General features: G+C 66.4%; 6 protein-coding genes. 3 read left to right on the top strand and 3 right to left on the bottom strand.

All coding sequences use genetic code 11. From position 1 onward, the window contains the following. Positions 1-27: 27 nt before the first annotated feature. Positions 28-7,179, top strand: coding sequence for an amino acid adenylation domain-containing protein (locus AB0M74_RS24890; RefSeq protein ID WP_366528687.1), 7,152 nt, complete (start codon positions 28-30; stop codon positions 7,177-7,179). Positions 7,180-7,242: 63 nt separating this feature from the next. On the opposite strand, the gene AB0M74_RS24885 is transcribed toward AB0M74_RS24890, so the two are convergent. Then, on the bottom strand, positions 7,243-7,578 hold the full coding sequence (locus tag AB0M74_RS24885) for a hypothetical protein (protein WP_366528686.1): 336 nt from the start codon (positions 7,576-7,578) through the stop codon (positions 7,243-7,245). On the opposite strand from AB0M74_RS24885, the gene AB0M74_RS24880 reads away from it, so the two are divergent. Continuing rightward, the gene (locus AB0M74_RS24880; protein ID WP_366528685.1) at positions 7,577-7,702 is read left to right on the top strand and encodes a hypothetical protein; all 126 of its coding nucleotides are present in this window, start codon (positions 7,577-7,579) and stop codon (positions 7,700-7,702) included. The two genes, AB0M74_RS24885 and AB0M74_RS24880, sit on opposite strands and share 2 nt — an antisense overlap. Here the strand turns inward: AB0M74_RS24880 and AB0M74_RS24875 are convergent. Continuing rightward, the gene (locus AB0M74_RS24875) at positions 7,699-8,853 is read right to left on the bottom strand and encodes a GDSL-type esterase/lipase family protein (protein WP_366528684.1); all 1,155 of its coding nucleotides are present in this window, start codon (positions 8,851-8,853) and stop codon (positions 7,699-7,701) included. The genes AB0M74_RS24880 and AB0M74_RS24875 overlap by 4 nt on opposite strands. Positions 8,854-8,963: 110 nt before the next feature. Between AB0M74_RS24875 and AB0M74_RS24870 the strand changes: the two genes are divergently transcribed. Next, the gene (locus AB0M74_RS24870) at positions 8,964-9,437 is read left to right on the top strand and encodes a MarR family transcriptional regulator (protein WP_366528683.1); all 474 of its coding nucleotides are present in this window, start codon (positions 8,964-8,966) and stop codon (positions 9,435-9,437) included. Positions 9,438-9,528: 91 nt separating this feature from the next. Here the strand turns inward: AB0M74_RS24870 and AB0M74_RS24865 are convergent, their stop codons facing one another. Then, positions 9,529-10,140 (bottom strand): hypothetical protein, encoded by a 612-nt coding sequence (locus tag AB0M74_RS24865; protein ID WP_366528682.1) that lies wholly within the window; start codon positions 10,138-10,140, stop codon positions 9,529-9,531. Positions 10,141-10,495: the final 355 nt, after the last annotated feature.

Here is a 10,495-nt window from a genome sequence, read left to right as displayed (position 1 = left end):
GTCGGATCGACTCTCGGTGATCAGTTGGTGGCGTATGTGGTGCCGCAGCCGGGTCAGGTGGTCGAGCAGCGTGTGCTGCTTGCCGCGATTTCTGGGGCGCTTCCTGCGTATATGGTGCCGGCGGCGGTTGTGGTGTTGGATGCGTTCCCGTTGAACGCGAGCGGCAAGCTGGATCGCAAGGCGTTGCCGGCTCCGGAGTTCTCCAGTCGTGAGTTCCGTGCTCCGTCGACTCCGATCGAGGAGATCGTGGCGTCGGTGTTCGCGGATGTGCTCGGGATCGAGCGGGTCGGTGCGGACGATGATTTCTTCGCGCTCGGTGGTAACTCGCTGATCGCGACGCAGGTGACCGCACGCCTCGGCGCCGCACTCGATACCCATCTGGCGGTGCGTGATCTGTTCGAGGCATCGACGGTCGAGTCGCTGGCCGCGCGGGCCGAACGCAAGACGGGTTCGGGTCGCACCAGGCCCGCACTGGTCACCGGCGCACGCCCCGATCGGGTTCCGCTCTCGCCCGCGCAGCAGCGGTACTGGTTCCTCAACCAGTTCGACACCACCGCGTCGGCGGTCGACAACATCCCGCTCGCCGTCCGTCTGTCGGGCGCGTTGGATGTCGAGGCACTGCAGCAGGCCATCGGCGATATCTTCAGCCGCCACGAAGTGCTGCGCACCACGTACCCCGACAGCGAGGAAGGCCCTTATCAGGTCATTCTGCCGTCGCGACAGGTGATGCCAGACCTGCACGTCGTGGATGTCGCGGAATCCGAGCTGCTGGACACGGTCATCGGATTCGTCCTCACCACCTTCGATGTCACCACCCAGGTGCCGCTGAAGGTGGCGCTGTTCCGGCTCGCACCAGAGGAATATGTGATCGCATTCGTCGTGCATCACGTGTCCGCGGACGGTGCGTCGATGGGACCGTTGGCCCGCGATTTGATGGTCGCCTACATCGCCCGATCGAACGGCGACGCGCCGCAGTGGGCGCCACTGCCGGTGCAATACGCCGACTACGCCGTATGGCAGCGTGCGGTCCTCGGTTCCGAGGACGATCCGGAATCGATCGCGGCGCAGCAGATCGCGTACTGGCAGTCGACTCTCGACGGCCTGCCCGACCAGCTGGAATTGCCCTCGGATCGGCCGCGCCCACCAGCGCAGTCCTTCCGTGGTAACGCGGTGCGCTTCGAGATTTCCGCCGACCGGCACGCCCGACTGCAGGAACTGGCGCGGGCCAACAACGCCTCGCTGTTCATGGTCGTACACGCGGCGCTCGCGGTGCTGCTGGCACGGCTGTCGGGCACCGACGACATCGCCATCGGCACCCCGATCGCCGGCCGCGGTGAGCGCGAACTCGACGACATGATCGGCATGTTCGTCAACACCCTGGTGTTCCGCACCAGCGTGCAGCCGGACGACCGGTTCACCGAACTCCTGGCGAAGGTCAGGGAACGGGACCTGCAGGCGTTCGCGAACGCCGATGTACCGTTCGAACGCCTCGTCGAGGTGCTCAACCCGGTGCGTTCGACAGCACGCAACCCGCTGTTCCAGATGGGTCTGTCGTTCCAGAACATGGCCGAAACCACCTTCGAACTGCCAGGTCTCTCGGTGAGCGCGGTCGATTTCGACGCGCATCTGTCCAAGACCGACCTGCATGTGACGGTCTTCGACCGGTACGCCGACGACGGCACCCCGGCGGCGATCATCGCCGAATTCGGTTACGCCACCGACCTGTTCGACGAAACGACCGTGCAGGGCTTCGCGGACCGCTTCGTGCGTGTCATCGACGCGTTCCTCGCCGACAACTCGGTGACCGTGGGCGAGATCGACCTGCTCAGCCCGCAGGAGAGCACGCGGATTCTGACCGGCTGGAATGACACCGAGCATGCGATCGATGCGGCCGCGACCCTGGTGTCGTTGTTGGACGCGACGGTTGCCGCGTCACCCGATGCCGCGGCCTTGGTGTCCGACGAGACCAACGGTGACCGGCAGGAACTCACTTATGCCGAGCTCGACGCACGGGTGAATCGCCTGGCGCGGTACCTGATCGAACGGGGTGTCGCGCCGGAGGATCGGGTTGCGTTGGCGATTCGCCGGTCCGCCGACTTGGTGATCGCTATGTATGCGGTGGCGAAGTCGGGTGCGGCGTATGTGCCGGTCGATCCCGATCAGCCTGCCGATCGTGTCGGTTACATCCTCGAGACTGCGGCACCGGCGTTCGTGTTGACCTCCGGCCGTGACGGTTTCACGACGGAGTCGGTGGAGACGGTCGCCATCGATGAGCTGGATCTGTCGGAGGTTTCGGCTGCTCCGGTGACGGTCGAGGAACGTCGTGGCATAGTGACGGCCGCGAATACCGCGTATGTGATCTTCACGTCGGGTTCGACCGGGCAGCCGAAGGGTGTCGCGGTGTCGCATGGTGCGATCGCGAATCAGTTGCTGTGGAAGACTGCGGAATTCGGTCTCAATGCCGGTGATGCGGTGTTGCTGAAGACCGCGGCCACGTTCGACTTGTCGGTGTGGGAGTTCTGGTCTGCGGCGGTGTCGGGTGGTCGTCTGGTGATCGCCACCCCGGATGGTCACCGTGATCCCACATATCTCAATGAGTTGATGGCGCAGGAGTGGGTGACCACTCTGCATGTGGTGCCGTCCATGCTGGACGCGCTGTTGGCCGATGGCTTGCCGGATTCGTTGTGGCGGGTTCTTGCCATTGGTGAGGCGTTGCCGGGTGCGGTGGCGCAGCGGTTCCGTGAGGCGTATCCGCGGGTCGAGTTGTTCAACCTCTATGGCCCGACCGAGGCCGCGGTGTCGATCACCAGCCATCGTGTGACCGGCGCGGACCAGGTGTCGGTGCCGATTGGTGCGCCGGAGTGGAACAGCCGTGTCTATGTGCTGGATTCGCGGTTGCGGCCGGTTCCGGTCGGTGTTTCCGGTGAGCTCTACCTGGCGGGTGCGCAGTTGGCGCGCGGCTACTTCGGTCAGCCGAACCTGACCGCGGATCGGTTTGTGGCCAACCCCTTCCAGCCGGGCGCCCGGATGTACCGCACCGGCGACCTGGTGGCCTGGAATGCCGACGGCGAGCTGGATTACCGGGGCCGCACGGACTTCCAGGTGAAGATCCGCGGCTTCCGGATCGAGCTCGGCGAGATCGAGGTCGCGCTGCTGCGTCAGCCGGAGATCACCGCGGCGGCCGTGGTCGCGCACAGCGATGCGAACCTCGGTGATCGCCTCGTCGGGTACCTCGTGACGGGATCGGACGCGGTCGACACCCGGGATCTGGAGTCGCGCCTCGCCGCCGAACTCCCGTCCTACATGGTGCCTTCGGTGTTTGTGCAACTGGATGCGTTGCCGCTCAACGCGAACGGCAAACTGGATCGAAAGGCGTTGCCACAGCCGGTCTTCGAGCAGGCGGAGTTCCGCGCACCGGCCACGCCGACCGAGCAGATCATCGCGGAGGTCTTCACCGAACTGCTCCGGGTCGAGCGGGTCGGCGCCGACGACGACTTCTTCGCACTCGGTGGTAACAGCATCCTGTCGATCCAGTTGGTCTCGCGGGCCAAGGCGCGCGGCGTGGTGTTCAGCGTGCGCGAAGTATTCGAGCACCGCAGTGTCGTGGGGCTCGCGTCGATCGCCAGGTCGGCGACCGTCGGCCCGGTGCGTCTGCCGGAGCTGCCCGGCGGCGGTGTCGGTGTGATCGCGCTGCCGCCGAGCATCGCGGCGGCGCTGTCGAATGGCGCCGACTACCAGCGCCGCTCGCAGGCAACGACGCTGCGGCTGCCTGCCGTGCTCGATCGGACACCCCTGATCGCGGCGATCACCGCGGTCCTCGAGCATCACGACGGCCTGCGCACGCGCCTGCGTCGGGTGGACGAGAACTGGGTGTTCGAGGCGCTCGACAGCATCCTCGACATCGACGACCTGGTGCACGAGGCGTCGGTCGATTCGGTGGTGGTCGATGACGCGGAACTGTCGCGCATCATCGATGCCGAACGCGCGGCCGCCGCCGATCGTCTCGATCCGGCGAACGCCGTCATGGCGCAGTTCGTGCGGTTGTGCTTCGCGGATGAAGAGCGTGGTGACGAACTGCTTGTCGTTGCGCACCGGTTCGCGGTCGACAGCGCGTCGTTGCGGATCCTGATTTCGGATCTCGCGCAGGCGGTGTCGCAGGTCGCGGCCGGGCTGCCGGTCGCATTGCCGAGCGCGGGTACTTCGCTGCGGAGGTGGGCGCACAGCGTGGCCGAGGAAGCCGTCGATCGGTCTGCGGAACTGCCGTTCTGGCACGAGGTTTCGGCGACGCCGGATCCGCTGCTCGGGTCGCGTGCCTTCGATCCTGCGATCGACACCGCTGCCACCGTGCAGCGGGTCCAGGTCGAAGTGCCTGCCACGGTTACCGATTCCGTGCTGAACGCGATTCCGGAGCTGTATCGCGCAAGCGTGACCGACGGACTGCTTTCGGCGCTGGCCATGGCATTGGTGCGCTGGCGCGGCCAGGGCAATGCGATGCTGGTCCGGCTCGAGGCCGATGGTCGCGATGCGGTATCCGGTGCGGAGCTCTCGCGCACCATCGGCGCCTTCGCCACCACCTACCCGTTGCGGTTCGATCTGGCCGACGCGGATCTGGACAACGCGTTCACCGGCGGAATCGCCCTGAGCGGGATAGTCAAGACCGTCAAGGAACAGCTGCTCGCCGTGCCGGATCGCGGTGCGGGCTACGACCTACTCGCGCTGCCGCAGGTGGGTCAGGTCGGCTTCCGCTACCGGGGTCTGCCATCGGTCACCGTCACCGCTGAGACGTCCGCCGACGCGCCCGCCGATGCGGCGGTCGATATCGAGGCGCATGTCATCGAGGCCGCCGACGGTCCGAAGTTGGCCGCCACCTTCGCATTCCCGGCCGGACTACTCGGCAGGGAACGGGTACAGGAGCTCGCCGACCTGTGGGTCGCCGCGGTGACCGCGCTGGCCGAGCACACACATCGCCCGGATGCCGGTGGCCTCACACCGTCGGATATGCCGCTCGTGCAGGTCGGCCAGGCTGACATCGAGCGCTGGGAGCAGGCCTACCCGGGCCTGGAGGAAGTGTGGCCGGTCTCGCCGTTGCAGTCCGGTCTGCTCTTCCACGCGCTGATGACCGCGGCCACCGTGGACGTCTACACCATGCAGGCCGTTGTACAGCTGACGGGCACAGTGCAGACCGATCGACTGCATGCGTCCGCGCAGGCGATCCTCGACAGGTACCCGAACCTGCGCACCGCGTTCGTCAGCGGCTCCGATGGCCAGGCCATGCAGGTTGTCGTCGATCGGCTCGAGGTGCCGTGGCGCGAGGTCGATCTGACGGGGCTGCCGGACGCCGAGCAGGCCGAGGAACTGCGACAGCAGTTGGCCGCGGACCGGGCGACCAAGTTCGACATGTCCGTAGCGCCGCTGGTGCGCTACACGCTCTTCCGTACCGGTGCCGAGCAGTGGCATTTGGCGATCGCCACCCACCATGTCCTGATCGACGGCTGGTCGATGCCGCTGCTGCTGCGCGATCTGCTGGTGCTCTATGCGACGCGGGGTGATCTTGCGGCACTGCCGCAGGTGCCCTCCTATCGCAGCTTCCTCGACTGGCTCGCCGAGCGCGACGTGGCGTCGTCGTTGCGCACCTGGGCACAGGCACTCGACGGTGTCGGCGAACCGACCGAGCTGGCGCCGCCGTCGCGTTCGGTGGAGACCTACGAGACGAGCAAGCTGAGCACCACGATCGACGTCGATCGGACCCGCAGGCTGACCAAGCACTGCGCCGAACTCGGCATCACGGTCAACACCCTGGTGCAGGCGGCCTGGGGCATCCTGCTCGGCAGGCTTACCGGTCGCGACGATGTGGTCTTCGGCGCCACCGTGTCCGGCAGGCCCGCTGAGCTGCCCGGTGTGGAATCGATGGTCGGTTTGTTCATCAACACCCTGCCCGTGCGGGTGCGCGTCGATGATCACTCGACCATCGACGAACAGCTGAAGCGGTTGCAGCGCGATCAGGCCGATTTGCTCGACCACCACTACGTCGGGCTCACCGACATCCAGGGGGTGGCCGGTCCCGGCTCCCAGTTCGACACGCTGGTGGTGTTCGAGTCGTATCCGGTCGACCGCGAGGCGATCGCGGCGGCGAGCTCGATCGACGGGATGTCGGTCACCGATGTCAGCGTCGAGAGCGCGGCGCACTACCCGCTGACCCTGCAGGTGACCGCCGATTCGACCATCGAGTTCACCCTCGAGTACCTGACGAGCAGGTTCTCCGCCGATGAGGTGGAAACCCTGTCCGCCCGACTGATTCGGGTGCTCGAGGCGTTGCTCGGCGATCCGGCCGGACTGGTCGGCGCCATCGACATCCTCGACAGCGGCGAGCGCGCCAGGTTGCTCGCCGAATCCGGGATCGGTGCGGCGCCGGCCACACAGGAACCCGTGGGTCGGCTGGGTGCGCGCACAGTGGCCAAGGTGCTCGCCGAGGTCGTCGAGGCGGACCCCGAAGCACCCGCGTTGCTGGTCGACGGCGAGGAAATCGCCTACCACGTCCTGGACCGCCGCTCCTCGCAGCTGGCCAGGGTGCTCATCGATCGCGGTGCGGGCCCCGGCGACACCGTCGCGGTGGCACTGCCGCGTTCGGTGGACGCGGTGGTCGCGGGATGGGCTGTGCAGAAGGCGGGCGCGGCCTGCCTGTTCGCACCGTCGGTCGCCGAGATCGAAGCTGCGGGAGCCGGTTTCGGGATCGCCCTCGAACCGGTGGCGGCGGGCGAGGTGCGCTGGCTGGTGCTGTCGGATCCGCAGGTGCAAACCGAATTGGCCACCGCACCATCGCATCCGGTCTCGTACTCGGATCGGGTCCGTCCGCTCGCCGACGAGCACCCCGCGTTTGTGGTGCTCGTGAACGGTGCGCCGGTGGTGCTCAGCCAGGCCGAGGCACTCGACCGGGCCGCGCAGGTGCGCGAGGAGTACGGAATCGACTACGAGTCGACGACGTTCACCACCGCGGCCGCAGGCCAGGCGGCGGTGTCGGAGTTCCTGGCCGCGGCCACGGCGGGCGCATTGTCGGTGCTCCCGAACGGTGGTGACCTCGCCGATGATCTCGCCGACGGTGAGGTCACGCACTGGTTCGTCGTTCCCGGCGAATCGACGGATGCGGCCGATGCGGAGATCCGAATCGTGGTCGCCGAGTAGGACAATATCGATACGCGAAAGCCGTTGCCCTCGTGGCAACGGCTTTCGCGGTGTCCGAGGGTGCTACGCCGAGATGGCGTGCTCCTGGGCCGAATGCCTTGTCGCACACCGGCGCGCAGAACGCGTAGCGACGCACTCGTGGGTGAGGGTGAGTGTCGCGGTGGTCGGTTCGCCGTCATTCCGCGGATCGGGTCGATGACGTGCTTCGGCGCCGGCCTGCTGCATTCGGTCGTCCTTGCCGAGGGCCGTCGGCAGTGTCCGCGCGACAGCGCGCGCGATCCCCGGCCGAGCCCGCGGGTCCAGTAGCGCACGCGGCGCGGATTCGACACCGAACTCGCGGTAGAGGACTCGGCAGAATGCCCACCACGCCGCACTCGCGGGAACCGGCACCGCCGCCATGGCGGATCTCTCTCCGGACGATTACCCGTATCTGTCCCGCAGGGCCATCGATGCGCGATCACTCTCCGCCGCAGACGAATTCCGCGGCGGCCTGGAGATCGTGCTGCGCGGCCTCGCGCCCTAGGCGGCAGTCGGCACGCCGGGCCGAGAGCGTTGTGTCAGTGCGGTGATATCGAAGGTCTCGGCCATCGCGCGGGCCCCGGCGTCATTGAGGTGCAGGCCGTCGCCGCTATCGAGATCCGGGCGGATGTAGTCGGGGTTGTCGGGGTCCTCCACGGCTCGTGCGACATCGAAGACGCCGTCGAAAATGTCTGTGGTACGCAGCCATTCGTTGATTTCATTGCGGACGGGTACGCCGGTGTCGGTGCTGAGGCCGGGGTAGATCACCCCGGCGAAGGGGCCGACAGTGTTGGCGTAGATGGGCAGTCCGGCGGCGTGCGCGCGCTGCGCGAGAACCGTGAAACCGGCGATCAGGTCGGTGACGGAAGCGGTGCCGGCCACAATCAGGTCGTTGATGCCGATGTTCACCAGGACATGCGTCACGCCGGGGACATCGAGCACATCGCGGTCGAATCGTGCCAGCGCGTGATCGCCGACTTCGTCTGTCAACAGGCGATTTCCGCCGGTGCCCTGATTGACCGCCCAGCCTGCGGTCAGGCGCTCGTTGAGCACGTCGACGGAGCGGCGATTAGCGCCATGGGTGGAACCGACACCCTCGAACCAGGAGTCGCCGAAGGCGACGATGAGCGGGGCGTCGGTCGTATTCAGCACGTCGACGCCGGTGACGTAGAAGCGCGAGGTGAGCTCCTCGGCATCCGGCAACCCGACTGCCGCCGTGTGGTTCCCGATGGTGACGTACGCCGACTCCACGGGGATCTGGGCGAAGGGCGCAAGCTCGGTTTCCCCGGGAAGGTACAGGCTCAGCGCCAGGTCGGTGCCTGCGGTCACGGCCAGATCGACGGTGTCGCTGATGAGCTCGCCCCCGGCCGGGATGGTCACCCCGGTGGCGCCGCCGAACCGTACCTCGGTGTCGGTCTCGGTCACGATCTCCCCGCCCGACTTGCGCACCGCGATGCGGGCCGCGCCGATGGTGAGCGGTGTCCGGCCGTAGCGGTTGGTCAAGCGCACTCGCAGCTGCTCGCCGCCGCCTGCGAGATGCAGCACCTGGCGCAATGTCTGGTCGGTGAAACTCCGCGGCTCGGCCAGCCGAATCTGCTCGGTGGGGTTGACCAGTGCGGAACGAAATCCTGCGATCCAACGCGATGTGGCAGCCATCTGACTCTCCATTTAGTTGACATGGGGAATATTGCTCTGACAACAATCTAGCCCACATTTTCCTCATGTCAACTATCCGCGAGGCAACTATCTCGGATAGGCTCGGCAGCATGGACGCGACCGACCTCTTCGACGACCCGAGGCTCACCACCATCGGCCTGCTCTACGAGGCGCACGACGGGCTGATCGCGAAGCTGGAGCCGACCTGGAAGGAGAACGGCCTTTCGGGCCTGGACGCCAACGCGTTGATCCGTTTGAGTCGCTCGCCGGGTCGGCGGCTGCGCATGACCGATCTCGCCGCGCAGATCAACCTCTCCACCAGTGGCATCACGCGATTGGTGGATCGGCTGCAGCGCAACGGGTTTGTTCAGCGAGAAGCCGATGCGGGTGATCGGCGCACCTCCTACGCGGTGCTGACCGCGGCCGGCGCGGCGCAGATCGCGCGTGTGCTGCCCGCATATCTGGAGGGCATCGAGCGATGGTTCACCGGTTTGCTGACCGGGGCCCAGTTGGGCGAGCTGGTCGTGGGGCTGCGCATCATCCGTGATGCGGCCAATCCTGAGGCGACGGCACTCGGAGACTAGTCGGCCACCCGATTCGGGCCGCCGAGCTACAGCTCGGCGGCCCGAGTTCGTATGGTCGTCAGGCTGTTTCAGCCGGTCGAACCGACAGGAATCAGTGGCGCAGTAGGGGACGTCCTTCGAGCGTGGCGGCCCAGAGCTTTCCCGGGACATCGTTGGTGTCGCCGTCCAGGAACTCGGGCAACAGGATGTCGGCCGCATCATCCGCGTCGGAGTCTTCGAGGTATTCGCCCTCGGGCATGCGCAGTCGACGGGCCTTCAGATCATCGACAAAGATGACCTCACCCCTGTCCCATGTTTCGAGCCACGCGTTCGCCGATGCCCCACCGTGTACGACGAGCATTCCCATGTCGGAGAGTTCCGTCATCAGCAGGCCCCCCACAGTGAGTGAGCCGCCGATGAACAGATTGCTGTCCATGAGGCACATCAGGTGCTGCGCGGTGACCGAGCCGGTGACATAGAGCGGTGTGTAGACCTCTGCGTTCAGAAAGCGCATCGGCCCATTGATCGTCAGGTCGCCGTCGATGACGTAAACGGTGTCCGGCGCCAGACCGGGGTCGTTCCCTATCGACAACGGCCCGTCAATGGTGAGATCACCCCGGTGGACGAAGAAGCCCTCAGGTTCCTCCCCGAAGACGTCTTCCAGGTCCTCCACCTGGTTGTCGCTGGCTTTGCAGATGTCATACGGCTCTGCCGCCTCGGCCAACGGTACTGATTCCCAACGCGCGCACCACTGTTCGAAGGACACCCGACTCCTCGCGTTCTATCCGATATCGCTTGCTGCGCAACGAGTCTCGCACACGCCCTTACTCCCTCGCAGGCCGTCGCCACGCCAGCCGGTCGGCGCTATCGAACCCGTATCCCGCAAGTACGCTCTGGCGCAGCGAATTTGGCCATATTCACCGTTCTGCCGCGGGCCGACCTGGATGCCGAATCAGAAGGATGGTCGGAATCGCCAGCTGGGTGGGTGACGCTGTGGCGGTAGCAGCGGACCATCCACGGCCTCAAAGGTTCCCGCCCACTACACGACCGACAATAGCCGATACAACATTCCCTCCGCG

Origin of the sequence: Nocardia sp. NPDC051463 (genome assembly GCF_040681975.1) — a bacterium.
Taxonomy (GTDB): Bacteria; Actinomycetota; Actinomycetes; order Mycobacteriales; family Mycobacteriaceae; genus Nocardia.
The sequence above is the reverse complement of the archived record's forward strand: the minus strand, read 5'-3'. Positions and strand labels throughout refer to the sequence as shown.